The organism is Butyrivibrio sp. AD3002 (assembly GCF_000420905.1).
In the GTDB taxonomy this organism is placed as follows: Bacteria; Bacillota; Clostridia; order Lachnospirales; family Lachnospiraceae; genus Butyrivibrio.
The window spans coordinates 1-1,714 of sequence record NZ_ATVV01000069.1; the positions used below are offsets into that span (position 1 = coordinate 1).

Sequence of the window (1,714 nt, forward strand, 5' to 3'; positions counted from 1 at the left end):
TACCTTAATCCGTGGAGTTTAATTATTATTTCATGCTGCAATCACTTTGTTTATGCGGTCTGTCGATACGTTTAAAAGGATTAACAATATCACCCATTTGGTGATGTTTTCTGATACAATATTCCATAAGAAAACACCATGGAGGCAGTCATCATGAAAAAGATAAAAATTGAGTTTACCAATGAGCGGATCATCCCAGCCAGCGGCCTTGCAGTTGTCGGTGCCATTCTCGGCAAAAGCGACTTCGTAAAGCGGTGCAACCGTATGGATGTCACCCCAAACCGTTCACAGCACCAGATCAAGAACGGGGATGTCCTGCTCACTTATATCGGACTTCTCACCATGGGGAAACCTGCTTATGAGTCCGTCCATGAGTTTGATGACGACCCGGATTTTTACAAATACGCACTTGGCATTGTCAGAAGCATCCCTTCTGAGGAGACGCTGCGCCAGCGGATGGATGACATTGGCTCATCCATGCGTTCTTATATCCTTGCGGAAAACATCAAGATGCTCAGGGATAATGGCATTGTACCGGGAAAACTTCCGAACGGTTATGTGCCTGTGGATATTGATGTCACGCCCTTTGACAATTCCAAAACCAAAAAGCAGGGTGTTTCCAGAACTTATAAGGGATGTGACGGCTATGCGCCGATCATGGCATATATTGGAACGGAAGGCTATCTGGTCAACTGTGAACTCCGGGAAGGAAAACAGCATTGCCAGAAGCATACCCCTGAGTTTTTACGGGAAACCATCCGTATGTGCAGGGAGATCACGGATGAACCGCTCCTGATCCGCCTTGATTCAGGAAACGATGCCGCAGAGAATATCGGTATCCTGGTGGAAGCAGGCTGTTATTTCATCATAAAACGCAACCTCCGCAGGGAAAGCAAAGAGGACTGGCTGCAGATGGCACAGGAATACAGCCAAGATATCGAAACTCCCCGTGAAGGGAAAACCGTCTATATCGGCAGCGACTGGAAACCGGTTTCCTATAAAACAGTGGATGATGCGGAAAAAACCATCACCGTCCGTGCCGGGTACGAGATCATAAACCGTACCATTGATAAATATGGCCAGTTCCTTCTGGAAGGCGACATTGAAGTCAATACCTGGTGGACAAACCTTGGAATGACTGACCGCGAAGTCATAGGACTCTACCATGCCCACGGCGAATGCGAGCAGTTCCATAGCGAGATCAAGACCGATATGGATTTGGAGCGGCTGCCATCCGGCAAATTTGAGACCAATGAGCTGGTACTGGAACTGGCAATCCTGGCCTATAACATTCTGCGGATGATCGGACAGGAAAGCATCGGAAGGAAGGGCACAGAGACAAAACATACAGTCAGGCGCAGAAGGCTGCGTACGGTGATTGGTAATATGATCATGATGGCAAGTCACGTTACAGAGCATGCCCGGCAGTTGTTGTTAGTCCTTGGCCGAAGTAATACATGGCGGTATGCTTTTGCGCAGGTGTATACAGCATTTGCGGATTTCCGGTGATAAATGTCATCCTTCCAGGTAGCCTTTGAGAAACCAAGGGGAAAGTGTGCCCTTTTGAAAGGATTTCTAGTGTTCCTAACCTTCATTTGGAACCAAAATCAATCCAGATACATTAAAATAATGTCTTTGAAGAACTATTTATCAAGAATAAGCCAATCCGATTTGGGATTGGCATCATAAAACAACCAGTTTCACGGATTCAGGT

1 protein-coding gene is annotated in these 1,714 nt (G+C 46.7%); it reads left to right on the forward strand.

The genetic code is table 11. The features are described 5' to 3' along the window. The first annotated feature begins 138 nt into the window (after positions 1-138). Positions 139-1,509 (forward strand): IS1380 family transposase, encoded by a 1,371-nt coding sequence (locus tag G596_RS0120245; RefSeq protein WP_242829226.1) that lies wholly within the window; start codon positions 139-141, stop codon positions 1,507-1,509. Positions 1,510-1,714: the final 205 nt, after the last annotated feature.

What these genes read in the sequence shown, in the direction of transcription:
- G596_RS0120245 (WP_242829226.1), top strand. Translation starts at nt 139, where the DNA reads ATGGAGGCAGTCATCATGAAAAAGATAAAAATTGAGTTTACCAATGAG.